This window comes from Pantoea leporis (assembly GCF_028048155.1).
Taxonomy (GTDB): Bacteria; Pseudomonadota; Gammaproteobacteria; order Enterobacterales; family Enterobacteriaceae; genus Pantoea; species Pantoea leporis.
Map to the genome: position 1 here is coordinate 13,886 of NZ_JALMEU010000005.1, position 15,622 is coordinate 29,507.

Here is a 15,622-nt window from a genome sequence, read left to right on the forward strand (position 1 = left end):
GTAACGCACAGAAAGCCCGTATGATTTCGGGCTTTAGCTTGCGACATTACGCGATTTGCACCAGGCAGACAATCAGTTTGTCTTGCGCCAGCCAATAAGCCAGGTGACGATGCCAGCGGCCATTAATAGCGCCGGGAAGAAATCCCAATCCGGTCGACTTAACAGCACGGCGGTGCCACTTAATAACAGTGTAGCGCCTACACCAAACAGATAGCGCGCCTGATGATTGCGTGTTCGCTGTACGTTTAAATCGGTGACGAGTTTATCGACGCTGTGCTTCAATAATTTGTGCTGGCGCATGCTGTCGTAAAATAGCTCCGGCAACTCCGGCAGTTTTTCCGCCCAGTACGGCGCTTTCTCTTTCACCGCCCGCAAAATCGCCGGGATACCAATCTGATCTTTGATCCAATCTTCAAGGAACGGCTTAGCCGTTTTCCACAGGTCAAGCTGCGGATAGAGCTGGCGGCCAATCCCTTCAATATACAGCAGCGTCTTCTGCAACAGCACCAGCTGCGGCTGCACTTCCATATTAAAGCGACGCGCGGTGTTGAACAGGTTCAGCAGCACGTGGCCAAACGAAATCTCAGCCAGCGGCTTTTCGAAAATCGGCTCACATACGGTACGAATGGCAAACTCAAAGTCTTCGACGTTTGTATCGGCCGGTACCCAGCCAGAATCCACATGCAGCTCGGCCACTTTGCGGTAATCGCGGTTAAAGAAGGCGATGAAGTTCTCGGCCAGATAGCGCTTATCTTCTTTGTTCAGCGAACCGACGATACCGCAGTCGATGCCGATATATTGCGGATCTTCCGGGTGATCGTAGCTGACGAAGATATTGCCAGGATGCATATCGGCATGGAAGAAGCTGTCGCGGAACACCTGAGTGAAGAATACCTGCACACCGCGCTCGGCCAGCAGTTTCATGTTAACGCCGTGCTGCTCCAGCGTGGCGATATCTGAGATCGGAATGCCGTAAATGCGTTCCATCACCATCATCGATTCGCTGCAATAATCAGAAAACACTTCCGGCACATACAGCATGCGGCTTTGGTCAAAGTTACGACGCAGCTGGATGGCATTCGCCGCTTCACGCAGCAGATTCAGCTCATCAATTAAGGTCTTTTCGTAATCGCGCACCACTTCTACCGGACGCAGACGACGACCATCCGGCAACAAACGCGGCACCCACCGCGCCAGACGGTAAATCAGTCGCATATCGGCTCTGATCACCGGCAGGATGTCGGGACGAATCACTTTAATTACCACCGCGCGGCCGTTGGATTTCAGCGTTGCGGTATGCACCTGCGCGATAGAAGCCGAGGCCAGCGGTTTGATATCGAAGTCTTCAAACCAGGTTTCCACCGGGCCGCCAATCGACTTTTCAATCTGCTGTTTGGCTTTCACGCCATCAAATGGCGCAACGCGGTCCTGCAGCACCGCCAGTTCATCGGCAATCGCCGGTGGGAACAGATCGCGACGCGTCGAGAGCATTTGACCGAATTTGATCCACACCGGCCCCAACTGCTCCATCGCTAAACGGATGCGCACGCCGGCGGAAGCATCTTTATGTTGGTTAGGGATCCAGAAGATGCAGCGCCGCCACAAGCGTAAAAGCAGCGTGAAGCGCATGCGGGGAATCAGTTCATCAAGGCCGTAAGTCAGAAAGATCTTGATGATGAAGTATAAGCGCCGAATTTCTCCCAGCGTCATTTCGCCTCCAGCTGTGCCAAACGCGTTTCAAACGCATTGAGCGAACGTTCTGTCGCTTCCACTTCCTCGCAAAACCATGCCAGTTCCAGTGCGCCCGGCGCAACGCGCCACTCTTCCGTCAGCACCTGACCAAGATAATCCTGGCGGCTGATGAACTGCTGCTGCACGAACTTCAGCGCCTGCTGTGCGGCCTGGCTTACGCCTTGCGCAGCGATATCGCCAATCCACGGTGCAAGATATTCCGCCGGATCCAGCTCGGCGAGATCCATCAGCGCGGAGAATTGCTGTACCACCTGCAAATCGCCATTCACCTCCAGTTCACCGCTACGAATCAGGCTGGTGAGCTGCTGGCGATCGCGCAGTTTCGGCAAAGTACTGACACGCAAACTCACCGTGCAGTCGCTGTTGTCTTGCCAATCACTCAGCACATCGAGTTGCGATTCGCTAAATACCAGCACCAAAGGAAAATCGAGCTCTTGCAGACGCAGCATCAATACCTTACCAGCCAAACGCTGGCGTGCGGCTTTCAGGCTGCGATCGCGATAGAGAACACGGTTCAGGGCGGTCTCAAGACCGCCGGTGATGAGAGGAGTTAAAGTCATGATGGATTAGAATTTAAATCCGCGATGCAGCGCGACAATACCGCCAGTCATGTTGAAGTAGGTGGTATTTTCAAAGCCCGCATCGTTCATCATCGCTTTCAGAGTTTCCTGATCGGGATGCATACGAATCGACTCCGCCAGATAGCGATAGCTTTCAGCGTCTTGCGCCACCAGCTGACCAATACGCGGCAGAATGTGGAATGAATAGGTATCGTAAGCTTTGCTGAGCGGCTCCAGCAGCGGCTTCGAGAACTCCAGCACCAGCAGACGTCCGCCTGGCTTCAGCACGCGGAACATTGATGCCAGCGCTTTCTCTTTTTCGGTCACGTTACGCAAGCCGAATGAGATGGTGATGCAATCGAAGTAGTTATCCGGGAACGGCAGCGCTTCGGCATTCGCCTGCACATAGCTGACATTGCCCGACACGCCGAGATTACGCAGCTTTTCGCGGCCCATCTTCAGCATCGAGCTGTTGATGTCTGCCAGCACAACCTGGCCGGTTTCGCCCACCAGACGTGAGAATTTTGCCGTGAGATCGCCGGTACCACCCGCCAGATCCAACACGCGCTGACCGCGGCGCACGCCGCTGCTGTCAATGGTAAAACGCTTCCAGACACGATGGATGCCAAACGACATCAAATCGTTCATCAGGTCATATTTTGCCGCGACGGAGTGAAACACGTCCGCAACTTTATCGGCCTTTTCGCTTTTCGCGACGGTCTGGAAGCCAAAATGGGTAGTTTCCTGCTGTGATTCATCTGCCATCGGTTTTACCTGTTCCACAAACAATTCTTGCCGAAGTGTATCAGAGTCGCGCTACACGAGCACGCGACCACCGTGCTATTCGTTGATGCGGCGCAGCGAGTCTGTTGTTGGTTCTGCAACGTTTTCATCCTCGGTGCGATCGTCTGCCCAATCTTCATCCGCTTCTTCCGGCTGCGCTTGTTCAACCAGTTGCGGATTAATCGGACGTTTGATCTCCACGCCAAGCGAACGGAACGCTTCACTTTGTGCGATCAGATTGCCGCGCCCTTCAGACAGCTTTTTCATCGCCTGATGATAACTTTGCTGCGCTTTGTCGAGATTGTGCCCGATGCCACTCATGTCATCGACAAACAGCCGCATTTTGTCGTACAGCCGCGTTGCCCGGTCGGCGATGCGCTGTGCGTTGCGGCTTTGATGCTCATAACGCCAGAGATTATTGATAGTCCGCAGCGCCACCAGCAACGTGGTGGGACTAACCAGCATGATGTTCTGCTGTAACGCTTCGCTGATCAGCTCGGGCTGACGATCAATCGCCAGCAGAAACGCCGGTTCCACCGGGATAAACATCAACACATAATCCAGAGAGCGTAAACCGGGCAATTGTTGGTAATCTTTACGGCTCAGCAGGCGAATGTGTCCGCGCATGGCGCTAATGTGTTCCTGAATCGCCTGCTCACGCGTGGCTTCATCGTCGGCATTGAAGTAGCGCTCGTAGGCCACCAGCGTCATTTTGGCGTCAATCACCACATCTTTAGCCTGCGGCAAACGCACGATCACATCCGGTTGCATCCTGCCCTGCTGTTCCAGCTGCACGCTCACCTGCGTTTGGTATTCGTAACCTTCACGCAGGCCAGACGCTTCCAGCACACGGGCCAATACCACTTCGCCCCAGTTTCCCTGAATTTTATTGTCGCCTTTTAGCGCTTTAGTAAGATTGACCGCTTCCTGCGCCATCTGTGCGTTGAGTTGCTGTAGCTGGCGAATTTCGTGGGTCAGCGTGTGACGTTCACGCGCTTCCAGGCCAAAGCTGTCGGTGACCTGACGGCGGAAACCGTCCAGCTGTTCGCGCAGCGGACCAATCAGACTATTCAGGCTTTGACGGTTTTGTTCATCGACGCGCCGCCCGCTGTTTTCGAAGATGCGATTGGCGAGATTTTCAAACTGCGCGCTGAGGCGCTGTTCGCTGTTGGTCAGTAGTCGCTGCTTCTCTTCTGCACCGTAGCGCGTCTCTTCAAGACGAATGGTCACTTCGCGCAGTTCGGCTTCCTGCGCGCTGTTCACTTCCAGCTGATTTCGCAGTTCACGGCTGAGTTGTTCACTTTCGCCGCGCCAGTAATCAAGCTGCTGCAAACGTTCCTGCGCACCGCTCAGCGCACCGTGTAGCTGGCGCATCTCCTGTTCGCGTTGTTGGATTTGCTGCTGTAACTGTTCGAGCTGCTGCTGCTGACGCTGCTGCGCCTCTTCCAGCAGGCGACGCTCGGTGGTGAAGCTGGCATGCTGATGACCGGCGCGCAGTTGAGCAATGATCCAGCCAATGCCCAAACCGGCCAGCGCCAGCGCGCCGCTAATGATAAGTTGCTGATCCATAATCCCCCCGCGGATCGACTTGCTGAGGGAAAAGGTAGAGCTCTACTGTATGAATGTCCAGATTTTTTTCCCTTCATACTTCAAGCCGCAGATGCGTTGGCTGCACGTTCTCACCCCAGTCACTTACTGATGTAAGCTCCCGGAGATTCGCTCGCTTGCCGCCTTCCTGCGACTCGAATTATTTAGGGAAACGTTCTCTAATTAGAGGGCTTTTACGGTGAGATCGCCCGCTTTCCACGCATCAATCAGGAAGAAGGGCATCGGCAACACCCATTCGGTTTCACCCTGGATTTTGGCCGGATAGGTCCAGCTTTTCCCGTCGTAGGTGATCTCAACCTGCTGCCAGCCGTTCTCAGCGTTTTCGACCTGACCCGCCATGCTGGCAAAACCGGCGTTACTACCGACGTGGAAGCTGTCGGTTTGCCAGCGAATCGGCTGATGCGCCGGCCACGGTTGCGCATGATGGAAGCGGAAAATATCGTCATGATTCAAGATGCTCTCACGTACCGTCGGCCACAGCGCCACTTTAAGGAAGTACTGATCGGTAAAGCGTTCGCTGCCTTCATATTGCGCAATAAAGTCACGCATCTGCTGCTCAACGTTATGGAACACGCCGTGGCAGCCGCCCCACATGCCCGCCAGCAGCAGCTCGGTATGCGAGAAGTAATCGCGCATATGATGGAACCAGTAAGGCGAAGTCAGCCAGGCTTCTACCGCCACGACTTCGCGCTCGGACAGCAACGAATCCGCATCACGCACGATGTAGCGTTTGACGCTGTCATCGTCCATCACCAGGAAACGCCACAGCGTTGGGAAGATAGTTTTCTCATGCGACATATCCACCAGTTGGGTGTTTGGCTGCGTCAGGCGCTGCCAGACGTGCTGCGGCACGCTGTCGTCGAGATAGACGCGGCAGATCCAGTCGGGATAAAGCTCGCGCGCCACTTCGATGTTTTTAATCAAGGTTTCGCAGTAGCGTGGCTGACTGCCATACAGGCTAAAGGAGATGATATTTTCTGCCGGATTACTGCGGTTGATCGGCGGTGGTGTCTCAGAAGGGAAGGCGACTTTCGCCCCTTTACTGAAAGTCACATCAGATTTTTGCAGCGATTCGAGGCCGTAACGTGCCGCTTCATCTTCTTTATTCAACCAGCCGCACACTTCGGTTAATCCATCCAGCCAGGTTTCCGATGCCTGTGCACGCTGCGCGGCCGGAGCCTGGTAAATCTTCTGGTAAATTTTATAAGATTTTTTGTATTCGCCAACGCGCATCAGGGTGAGCGCGTAGTCGCTGAGCACCTGCATATGATGGGGCAAGACGCGCAGCACTTCTTCACAGCATTGACGCGCAAGAGGATAATTATTCGCCGCCATCGCCTGGCGAAATCTCGCTGCTGCACCTTCAACGCGTGATTGTGCAGTAGCGGGATTATTCATGAAATTGGGACGTGAGACAGAAACCATTTTGCGCATAAGAAATTTCTCAGTAGCTGCTGAAATTGCGCGCATTCTAATCAGGAAGTTGCGGGATTCCTTATAAGCCTGGTCTCGAATTCATCCCTGACTGGCGCACTAAATTAAGCGACGCGCGGCTTCAACCACAATTTTCACCGCATCACTTTCGGTCTGCTTCATGGTCGCGGCATCCGGGATCTCTTTTTGCGTACGGTTAACGATGACGCCAGCCACCATGCCGGCACGCAGTCCCTGACTGGCGCACATGGTTAACAGTGTAGCGGATTCCATCTCATAGTTGAGGACGCCCATTTGCTGCCACTCTTCCATTGAGCCCTGGAAGCGATTCACCACGCGACCGGAGAAAGTGTCGTAGCGTTCCTGGCCTGGATAGAAGGTGTCAGATGAGGCGGTAATACCAATGTGGGTTTTCGCGCCGCACGCTTCTGCCGCTGCCACCAGCGCGGTGGTGCAGGTGAAATCAGCCACGGCCGGGAACTCCATCGGCGCAAAGTGCAGGCTGGCACCGTCGAGGCGTACCGAAGCGGTAGTGACCAGCACATCGCCCACATTAATATGCGGCTGGATAGCGCCGGTGGTGCCAACGCGCAGGAAGGTGCGCACACCCAGTTGCGCCAGCTCTTCAACCGCAATTGAGGTAGAAGGTCCGCCGATACCAGTGGAGCACACCACAACCGGTTTGCCATCCACTTCAGCCAGATAGGTAGTGAATTCACGGTGTGAAGCCAGATGCTGTGGATTGTCCATCAACGCGGCGATTTTCTTTACGCGCTCAGGATCGCCAGGCACGATGGCCAACGTGGCTCCTTTCAAATCAGCTTTAGTAATGCCAAGGTGGAAAACGTCAGACTGGGCCATAACAGACTCCTGATAATTGGGGATGAGCGCGCCACTCTACGTGAGCAGGCGGCATAAATATGTGACTCAATTCACCATCGATAATGAAACTTACATTATCAGAAAAACATTATGTGACATAAATCACACATTCACGCTGTGCAATTCTGAATTGCTACAAGCGGTGCTGTGTAAGTGTTGGTGGCAATGTTAATAGAGAAGCAGCACACGTGAAAAAATCCCTCTGTACCCTACGACAGCCTTGCTTCACTTCGCCAGGCTATAGTTACGTGATTGCGCATTTGCTAGCACGGAGAGAACAATGAAAACCGAAGACAATATGGCACAAAAAACGGCACCCGGCGGCTTTGCACCGGCCGTTCAGCCCACCGCAAGCAGCACCATTATTACCGGCAGCGACGCGATTCATGCTGGCGAGACCTCAGTTGCGAGCCAGGGCGAAAACCTGCCTGCCTATTACGCACGACCAAAAGAGTATCAAGGCACCTTGCCGGTTGTGTTGGTGGTGCAGGAGATTTTCGGCGTGCACGAGCATATCCGCGATGTCTGCCGCCGTCTGGCGCTGGAAGGTTATCTGGCCATCGCTCCGGAACTCTATTTCCGCGAGGGCGATCCCAACGATTACCACGACATTCCCACGCTGTTTAAAGAGCTGGTGAGTAAAGTTCCGGATTCGCAAGTGTTGTCCGATCTCGATCATGTGGCCAACTGGGCCACGCGCCACGATGGTGATATCCGTCGCCTGGCGATTACCGGTTTCTGCTGGGGCGGACGTATTAGCTGGCTGTTTGCCGCGCACAATCCGCAGGTGCGTGCAGCGGTGGCGTGGTATGGACGCTTAGACGGTGAGAAGACGCTGAAGCAGCAGAAGCATCCGATCGATATCGCGGTGGATCTCAACGCACCGGTGCTGGGCCTTTACGGTGGTCAGGATGAGAGCATCCCGCTGGAGAGCATTGATAAGATGCGACAGGCGCTGCACGCCGCCAATGCTAAAGCGGAGATCGTGGTGTATCCGGATGCGGGACATGCTTTCAACGCGGATTATCGTACGAGCTATCACGCCGATTCCGCCAAAGATGGCTGGCAACGCATGCTGGCATGGTTCGCGCAGCATGGCGTAGCGCCGAACGCATAATAAAAAGGGGCGCGTGGCGCCCCAATCTCATTTACAGCGACTAAGCCGTTTCACCTCGCAGGTTTTGCGCCGCTTTTACCATGTTCGCCAGCGCCTGACGGGTTTCCGTCCAGCCACGCGTTTTTAGGCCACAATCCGGGTTAACCCACAGACGCTCTGCCGGGATGCTCTGCGCCGCTTTACGCAGCAACTCTTCCATCCACTCCACGCTCGGCACGTTTGGTGAGTGAATGTCATACACGCCCGGACCGATTTCGTTGGGATAGTCGAACTCCTTAAAGGTATCCAGCAGATCCATATCGGAACGTGAGGTTTCGATGGTGATAACATCCGCATCCAGCGCGGCAATCGAGTCCATGATGTCATTGAACTCGCAGTAACACATGTGGGTATGGATCTGGGTTTCATTCTGCGCCACGGCGGCATTGAGACGGAACGCATCCACCGCCCAGGTCAGGTACGCCGCCCAATCGGACTGATGCAGCGGCAGGCCTTCGCGCAGTGCCGGTTCATCAATCTGAATAATGCCAATACCGGCTTTTTCCAGATCTTCCACTTCGTCACGCAGCGCCAGCGCAATCTGTTTGGCGATGGTTTCCCGGCTTACATCTTCACGCGGGAACGACCAGCAGAGAATCGTCACTGGACCGGTCAGCATGCCTTTCACCGGTTTATCGGTCAGCGACTGCGCGTACTTCGCCCACTCAACGGTGATAGCTTGCGGACGGCTTACGTCGCCGATGATGATCGGCGGTTTAACGCAGCGCGAGCCGTAGCTCTGTACCCAGCCGTTTTGGGTGAACACGAAGCCGTCGAGGTTTTCGCCGAAGTATTCCACCATGTCGTTACGTTCTGCTTCGCCATGCACCAGCACGTCGAGGCCCAACCGTTCCTGCTCCACAATTGCCTGTTTGATGTGCTCGGCGATGCCAGTGCGGTAGTTTCCACCATCAATGTTGCCTTTTTTAAAGTCGAGGCGCAGGCCGCGAATTTCGGTGGTTTGCGGGAATGAACCTATGGTGGTGGTCGGCCACGCTGGCAGATTAAAGCGGTGACGCTGCGCTTTGGCACGCTCGGAGTAGCTGCTGGCACGTTCAACGTCTCTGGCCTGAATTTTCGCCAGACGCTCGCCGACTGCGGCATTGTGAACGCGCGTGGAGTTGGCACGCGCACGAATCGGTGCGCTCCACTCAACCAGCGAAGCGGCATCGTTGTTGTTCAGCGCATGACTCAGCAGTGCAAGCTCAGCGCACTTCTGCAGAGCAAAGGCGAACCAGCTTTTCACTTCCTCATCGAGGCGCGTTTCCACGCTTAAGTCGATTGGGCTGTGCAGCAGCGAGCAGGATGATCCAATCCACAATTGTTGACGCTGCCCCACCAGCGGCTGCAGACGTGCAAACCAGCTGCTGAGATCGGCACGCCAGACGTTACGGCCATTGATTACGCCGACGGAGAGCAGCCAATCCGCGGGAATCTGCTGGTTCACCTGTTGGATGTCGTCTTTGCCGTGAACCAGGTCAACATGCAGACCTTGCACCGGCAGCGCTTTGATCACGTCGAGGTTCTGACCAATGCTGTCGAAATAGGTGGTGAGCAGCAATTTGCTTTCGCCCTGCAGCGCGTCGTAAGCCGGTTTGAAGGCATCGCGCCACGCTTGCGGCAGTTCCAGCGCCAGTGCTGGCTCATCGATTTGTACCCATTCGATGCCGCGTTTTTTCAGTTCAGCCAGCACCTGTTGGTAAACCGGCAGAATGTCTTTAAGCAGTGACAGGCGGTCGAACGGCGTAACTTTCACTTTACCCAGCCACAAATAGGTAACCGGACCCAGCAGCACCGGTTTAATCTTGTGCCCGAGCGCCAGCGCTTCATCAACCTCATCCAGCAACTGAGTCCAGGTCAGTTTGAACTGCTGCCCTTGAGTGAATTCCGGCACCATGTAGTGATAATTGGTGTTGAACCATTTGGTCATTTCCGCCGCTGCCGCCGGTTCACCGCTTGGTGCGCGGCCACGGCCAAGGCGGAACAGCGTGTCGAGATCGACCGATCCATCCTGATTTTGGTGGCGAGCTGGCACGTTACCCAGCAGCAGGCTGGTGGTGAGCACGTGATCGTACCAGGCGAAATCGCCCACTGGCAGCAGATCCACGCCCGCCTCTTTCTGCTGTTGCCAGTGACGGGCGCGCAGTTCGCGCCCCACCGCCAGTAGCTCTTCCTGTGAGCTTTTACCTGCCCAATAGCTTTCCTGTGCTTTTTTCAATTCACGACGCAATCCAACGCGAGGGAAACCGAGAGTGTGGTTCAGAATGGTCATTTTCTGTTCTCCAGATATTCTTAACTGAATAGGGGGCAGAGATGTTTAGCCGTCCAGATGTTTACACCGCCATAATCTGCGGGTACTGTATGTTCCTCAAGCGCAATTTGTTCAATCTCGATGTGAAGGATTCTCATGATCGAACTCAAACACCTGCGGACGCTGCAGGCGTTACGGAACACCGGCTCGTTAGCTGCCGCCGCCTCCCAGCTTCATCAGACGCAATCGGCGTTATCCCACCAGTTCAGCGATCTGGAGCAGCGGCTGGGTTTTCGCCTGTTTGTGCGTAAAAGCCAGCCGCTGCGTTTTACGCCGCAGGGAGAGATTTTGCTGCAGTTGGCTGAGCAGGTTTTACCGCAGATTCAGCAGGCTTTGCAGGCGTGTCATGAGCCGCATCAGGCCACGTTGCGTATCGCCATTGAGTGTCACAGCTGTATTCAGTGGCTGACGCCCGCGCTAAATAATTTCCGCCAGAGCTGGCCGCAGGTGGTGATGGATTTCAAATCCGGCGTGACCTTTGATCCGCAACCCGCGTTGCAACAGGGCGAGCTGGATGTCGTGTTGACCTCCGATATTTTGCCGCGCAGTGGATTGTTTTATTCACCGATGTTCGATTTTGAAGTGCGTTTGGTGATGGCACCGGATCATCCTTTGGCGCAGCTTGAGCACATTGCCCCGGAAGATATGGCCGATGAAGTGCTGATGATTTATCCGGTGCAGCGTCAGCGTTTGGATGTGTGGCGCCATTTCCTGCAGCCTGCGGGCGTCAGTCCAGCCTTGAAGAGCGTGGATAACACGCTGCTGCTGATTCAGATGGTGTCGGCGCGTATGGGCATCGCCGCGCTGCCACATTGGGTGGTAGAGAATTTTGAGCAGCAGGGGTTGGTGGTGACCAAAACCTTAGGAAATGGTTTGTGGAGCCGCTTGTATGCCGCCGTACGCGAAGGCGAGCAGCGTCAGCCGGTAATGGAAGCCTTTGTGCGGTTTGCCCGTCAGCACGCCTGTGAACATCTGCCCTTTGTGCGCGATGCCGCGCGTCCCGGCTCACTTCAAACCACCTCATCCTGATGTTGTTGGGCGGCGAAAGTCGCCCGCGCTGTTATCCCTGCCCCGCCTGCTCTATAATGCGCCGCCTCAACCCGCGACCAAGAGAGTTTCACCATGATGAGTAACGATGTTCTGCGCAGCGTGCGCTATATGCTGGATTTGAGCGATAGCAAAGTGGTGGAGATTTTTGCCCTGGCAGGAAGTGAAGTGCCGCTGGAAGACGTGCAGGCGTGGATGAAGAAAGATGACGATGCCGCGTTTCGCAAGCTGCCAGATGTATTGATGGGCTATTTCCTTAACGGTCTGATTTTTTACCGTCGCGGTAAGAGTGAAGATGCGCCCGCACCTTCGATTGAGCGCCGCATGAATAACAACATTTTCATGAAGAAATTGCGTATCGCCTTTGAGCTGAAGACCACCGATATTCCGGATGTGCTGCTGAAAGCGAACTTTAAGATCTCACAGGCTGAAGTTGGCGCGATTTTCCGCAACCCGGATCATAAGAATTTCCGCGAATGCGGTGACCAGATTCTGCGTAATTTCCTGAAAGGTTTGACGATGATTCATCGTCCGGCGCCGGCTAAGAAGGGTTAATCGCTTCTTTGTTCGAGCCGGGTCAGGGATAGCGCGGCAGATCGCAAAGGGAAACCACTTCCTTGTGGATCAGCCTCGCCATCCATGGCTCGGATGCTTTGCTCCACTGCCGCGCTATCCCTTCCCTTTTAGCCTATGCGTTGCTTTTCTTACCTAATACCCAGCGTTTGTGCACATAAAGGGATGCGAAAATCACGGCGGCACCGGCGAGAAAACTTGGCCAATGCGGTTTCTCCTGCCAGATCGCCAGATTCACCAGCAAGCCCGCTGGCACATGCATGTTGTTCATAATACCCAGCGTGCCAGCATCCACCTGCGTAGCGCCGTAGTTCCACATGAAGTAGCCCAAACCTGAAGCCGCCACGCCCAGCCACACCAGAATGCCCCACTGCAGCGACGTGGTCGGCAGTTTGTTCGGATTGCCCCACAAGCTCCAGGCGATCACCGCGATCATCACCGCGCCCAGATAGAACCACGAAAATGCGGTGTGCTGCGGCATCGGGCGAGTTTCCTGCAGGCGTTTGTAGCCCACCATGCCGATGGCGAAGCAGATGTTTGCCGCCTGTACCAGCAGCAAGCCGAACCAGAAATGGTCGCTGACTTTGTCATAACGAATAATCGCCGCACCGATTACCGCCAGTAGCGCGCTGAAGGCATAGCCGATACGCAGCGGACGTCGGCTGAGCAAATCGTAGATCAGCGTGACATACAGCGGCGTCATCACGGTGAACAGCAGGAACTCGGTCACGCTGAGATACAGATAAGCCTCAAAGCTTAATAAATACATGATGCCAAGCTGCAGCATGCCCACCAGCATATACAGCAGGATGGTGGAAGCACGGTAACCGCGCCAGCGCAGGAACGGCAGGAAAACGATGGCGGCGAGCGCCAGACGCATCAAAACAGAGAACCAGGAATCCACCTGACCTGCGAGGTATTCCCCGATCAAACTGAAGGAAAAGGCCCACAGAATGGTGGTAACGATCAGTAACGGCACGGTAACGATCTCAAAATGAACAGTGGCGCTAGTGTAAACAAACTGTCGAAATCGGGGTGAACTATCTGGTTTACAAGTGGATAAAATAACGACGAATAATTTTCGAACCTCATTTTTACGACCGGCTAAAAATGCGCGAAATACAACATTTCCTGGTTTTTTTCGCTCTCAATTGTCATAAAACTGTAACATATGTGTCACATGTCACAGTAACTGCGCGTGACCATCACTATCCTTTGCGCGAAATGGAAACTTCGCTTTGCCATTTTTACTGCCTGTTTTTGCCCCAACCTGCTGGGAACTCATAACTATATCGCGCCCTGGAGGGCCACACTCATGTTGAGTATTTTCAAACCTGCACCGCATCGCCCACAAGTGGCCGATGATCGTGTTGATCCGCTTTATCGTCGTCTGCGCTGGCAGATTTTCCTGGGAATATTTTTTGGCTATGCCGCCTACTATTTGGTGCGTAAAAACTTTGCGCTGGCAATGCCTTATCTGGTGGAACAAGGCTTCTCGCGCGGCGATCTCGGCTTTGCGCTATCGGGCATTTCCATCGCTTACGGCTTCTCGAAATTCATTATGGGCTCGGTCTCAGACCGCTCGAATCCGCGCGTGTTTTTGCCCGCCGGATTGATCCTTGCCGCAGCGGTGATGCTGGTGATGGGATTCGTGCCGTGGGCCACCTCCAGCATCATGGTGATGTTTGTGCTGCTGTTCCTGTGCGGCTGGTTCCAGGGCATGGGCTGGCCGCCGTGCGGACGCACCATGGTGCACTGGTGGTCGCAGAAAGAGCGCGGCGGAATTGTGTCGGTGTGGAACTGCGCGCATAACGTCGGTGGCGGTATTCCTCCGCTGCTGTTCCTGCTCGGCATGGCGTGGTTTAACGACTGGAAAGCCGCGCTGTATATGCCGGCGTTTGGCGCCATCCTCATCGCGATTATTGCCTTCGCCTTGATGCGTGACACACCACAATCTTGCGGTTTACCGCCGATTGAAGCGTGGAAAAATGATTATCCGCCGGATTACAACGAGGATCACGAGCAGGAGCTGACGGCGAAGCAGATTTTCATGCAGTACATTCTGCCCAACAAGCTGCTGTGGTACATCGCACTGGCGAACGTGTTTGTATACCTGCTGCGTTACGGCATTCTCGACTGGTCGCCGACCTACCTGAAAGAGGTGAAGCACTTCACGCTGGATAAATCCTCGTGGGCCTACTTCTTTTACGAATATGCCGGTATTCCCGGCACGCTGCTGTGCGGCTGGATGTCGGACAAAGTGTTCCGCGGCAACCGTGGCGCAACCGGCGTGTTCTTTATGACGCTGGTGACCATCGCCACCGTGGTGTACTGGCTGAATCCTCCAGGCAATCCAGGCATCGACATGCTGTGCATGATTGTGATCGGTTTCCTGATTTACGGTCCTGTGATGCTGATTGGCTTGCACGCGCTGGAACTGGCACCGAAAAAAGCGGCCGGAACGGCAGCCGGCTTTACCGGGCTGTTTGGCTATCTCGGCGGATCGGTTGCGGCGAGTGCGATTGTCGGTTACACCGTGGATTATTTCGGCTGGGACGGCGGATTCATTGTGATGATTGGCGGATCGGTGCTGGCAGTGATTCTGCTGCTGCTCACCATGGTCAGTGAGCACAAGCACAAGAAACAGCTGGCATAACGAAAAAGGGCCGGTGGTGACCGGCCCTTTTTTCTAGGCGAGGAACAGTTTACGCAGCGTGTGCGGCACGGCGTCATCCGCGTTGCTGCCAATCACTTCCAGCGTCGGCAAGGTATCTTTCAAACGCTGCTGCGCATTGCGCATGATGCAGCCTTTACCCGACATGCTGAGCATCTCCACATCATTCATGCCGTCGCCAAAGGCGATGCACGCTTTCAGCGAGTGGCCGAGCTGTTTCGCTACCGCTTCCAGCGCGTGGCCTTTGGAAACGCCGCCCGCCATCACTTCCAGACACGTTGGCAGCGAGAAGCTGACATTCACGCGATCGCCCCAGCGCGCTTCAATCGCCTGCTCCATGGGAATCAACCGCTCCGGCTCTTCGCAGGTGAAGAACACTTTGCTGATGCCATCAGTCGGCAGCATGCCCGGCTGGTAAACCTGATAGTTAAACACCGATTCACGGAAATAGTCCTGCTCATCCGGGCGATGACGGCTCATGAACCACTCATCGTCGCGATAGACGTGCGTCAGGATATGCTCGTCATGATATTGCAGGCCATACAGATCGCTGGCGATGTCGGCGTCAAGATTGTGGCTGAACACCAGTTCACCTGCGGCGTTGTGCACGCGTGCGCCATTAGACGTGATCATGTAAGCTGGAATACCGAGCTTATCGCGCATCTGTCCGACGTCGATATAGTGACGGCCGGTGGCAAAAACAAAGTGGATGTCACGCGCCACCAGTTCCTGCAGCGTGGTGCGAGCGAACGGCGTCAGGCGGTGGTCCGGAGAGAGCAGCGTGCCATCCAGGTCGGATGCGACGATGTGATACATGTAAACCTCGGGTGTTGATATCGGAA

Annotated in this window: 13 protein-coding genes; 4 read left to right on the forward strand and 9 right to left on the reverse strand. The window is 54.9% G+C overall.

What is annotated here, in order from left to right; genetic code table 11:
• Window positions 1–72: 72 nt before the first annotated feature.
• The 6 genes from ubiB to udp all read right to left on the reverse strand — a co-directional run bounded on the left by ubiB (window position 73) and on the right by udp (window position 6,998).
• Entirely contained in the window at window positions 73–1,710 is a 1,638-nt protein-coding gene (gene ubiB / locus MWH02_RS14520) for a ubiquinone biosynthesis regulatory protein kinase UbiB (RefSeq protein ID WP_101763734.1), read from the reverse strand.
• Window positions 1,707–2,312: a ubiquinone biosynthesis protein UbiJ gene (gene ubiJ / locus MWH02_RS14525; protein WP_271460895.1), complete on the reverse strand. Its 606-nt coding sequence runs from the start codon at window positions 2,310–2,312 to the stop codon at window positions 1,707–1,709. Before ubiJ ends, ubiB begins: the two co-directional genes overlap by 4 nt.
• Before the next feature lie 6 nt (window positions 2,313–2,318).
• Window positions 2,319–3,077, reverse strand: a complete 759-nt coding sequence (ubiE, locus tag MWH02_RS14530; protein WP_008105805.1) for a bifunctional demethylmenaquinone methyltransferase/2-methoxy-6-polyprenyl-1,4-benzoquinol methylase UbiE — start codon at window positions 3,075–3,077, stop codon at window positions 2,319–2,321.
• 75 nt (window positions 3,078–3,152) lie between these two features.
• Window positions 3,153–4,664, reverse strand: coding sequence for a DNA recombination protein RmuC (rmuC, locus tag MWH02_RS14535; RefSeq protein ID WP_271460896.1), 1,512 nt, complete (start codon window positions 4,662–4,664; stop codon window positions 3,153–3,155).
• Window positions 4,665–4,865: 201 nt separating this feature from the next.
• A complete protein-coding gene (locus tag MWH02_RS14540) occupies window positions 4,866–6,137 on the reverse strand; it encodes a tetratricopeptide repeat protein (RefSeq protein ID WP_271460897.1) in 1,272 nt (423 codons plus the stop codon).
• 99 nt (window positions 6,138–6,236) lie between these two features.
• The gene (gene udp / locus MWH02_RS14545; RefSeq protein ID WP_008105797.1) at window positions 6,237–6,998 is read right to left on the reverse strand and encodes a uridine phosphorylase; all 762 of its coding nucleotides are present in this window, start codon (window positions 6,996–6,998) and stop codon (window positions 6,237–6,239) included.
• A gap of 301 nt (window positions 6,999–7,299) precedes the next feature.
• Between udp and MWH02_RS14550 the strand changes: the two genes are divergently transcribed.
• A complete protein-coding gene (locus tag MWH02_RS14550; RefSeq protein WP_192414432.1) occupies window positions 7,300–8,136 on the forward strand; it encodes a dienelactone hydrolase family protein in 837 nt (278 codons plus the stop codon).
• 40 nt (window positions 8,137–8,176) lie between these two features.
• Here MWH02_RS14550 and metE read toward each other — a convergent pair whose 3' ends face one another.
• Window positions 8,177–10,447, reverse strand: a complete 2,271-nt coding sequence (metE, locus tag MWH02_RS14555) for a 5-methyltetrahydropteroyltriglutamate--homocysteine S-methyltransferase (protein WP_271460898.1) — start codon at window positions 10,445–10,447, stop codon at window positions 8,177–8,179.
• A 135-nt stretch (window positions 10,448–10,582) separates the two neighbouring features.
• Between metE and metR the strand changes: the two genes are divergently transcribed.
• Both metR and MWH02_RS14565 read left to right on the forward strand, forming a co-directional pair.
• Complete coding sequence (metR, locus tag MWH02_RS14560) at window positions 10,583–11,515, forward strand: HTH-type transcriptional regulator MetR (protein WP_192236893.1); 933 nt, start codon at window positions 10,583–10,585, stop codon at window positions 11,513–11,515.
• 93 nt (window positions 11,516–11,608) lie between these two features.
• Window positions 11,609–12,088: a YehS family protein gene (locus MWH02_RS14565; RefSeq protein WP_110867931.1), complete on the forward strand. Its 480-nt coding sequence runs from the start codon at window positions 11,609–11,611 to the stop codon at window positions 12,086–12,088.
• A 133-nt stretch (window positions 12,089–12,221) separates the two neighbouring features.
• Here the strand turns inward: MWH02_RS14565 and MWH02_RS14570 are convergent, their stop codons facing one another.
• Window positions 12,222–13,085 carry a carboxylate/amino acid/amine transporter gene (locus MWH02_RS14570; protein ID WP_101763742.1) on the reverse strand — a complete coding sequence of 288 codons (864 nt, stop codon included), beginning with the start codon at window positions 13,083–13,085 and terminating at the stop codon, window positions 12,222–12,224.
• Between the two features lie 336 nt (window positions 13,086–13,421).
• On the opposite strand from MWH02_RS14570, the gene glpT reads away from it, so the two are divergent.
• On the forward strand, window positions 13,422–14,762 hold the full coding sequence (gene glpT, locus MWH02_RS14575) for a glycerol-3-phosphate transporter (RefSeq protein WP_110867929.1): 1,341 nt from the start codon (window positions 13,422–13,424) through the stop codon (window positions 14,760–14,762).
• 33 nt (window positions 14,763–14,795) lie between these two features.
• Here the strand turns inward: glpT and yigL are convergent, their stop codons facing one another.
• A complete protein-coding gene (gene yigL, locus MWH02_RS14580; protein WP_271460899.1) occupies window positions 14,796–15,596 on the reverse strand; it encodes a sugar/pyridoxal phosphate phosphatase YigL in 801 nt (266 codons plus the stop codon).
• Window positions 15,597–15,622: the final 26 nt, after the last annotated feature.